The 391-nt window shown below is 64.5% G+C and carries 1 protein-coding gene; it reads right to left on the bottom strand.

What is annotated here, in order from left to right; translation table 11 throughout:
- On the bottom strand, window positions 1-391 hold a 391-nt coding region (locus P0D89_RS54180; RefSeq protein WP_408379869.1), incomplete at both ends, for an NAD(P)/FAD-dependent oxidoreductase.

The following is a 391-nucleotide window of genomic DNA, read 5'->3' on the forward strand; positions in this document are numbered from 1 at the left end:
TCAAACGCGGCTTCGGCCGCGAGCATGCCGGTTTTGATCGCCGCATGCGAACCCTTGATCCGCGACGCGTTCAGGAAGCCCGCATCGTCGCCGACCAGCGCGCCACCTGGGAACACCAGCTTCGGCAGGGACATCAGGCCGCCGGCCGTGATCGCCCGAGCGCCGTACGACACACGCTTGCCGCCTTCCAGAATCGCGCGGATCGCCGGATGGGTCTTGTAGCGCTGGAATTCCTCGAACGGCGACAGGTACGGATTGGTGTAGCCCAGACCGACCACGAAGCCGACCACCACCTGGTTGTTGTCCATGTGATAGAGGAACGAGCCGCCGTAGGTATCGTTTTCCAGCGGCCAGCCGGCGGTGTGCATCACCAGACCCGGCTTGTGCTTCG

This window comes from Paraburkholderia sp. RL18-085-BIA-A (genome assembly GCF_046027075.1).
Taxonomy (GTDB): Bacteria; Pseudomonadota; Gammaproteobacteria; order Burkholderiales; family Burkholderiaceae; genus Paraburkholderia.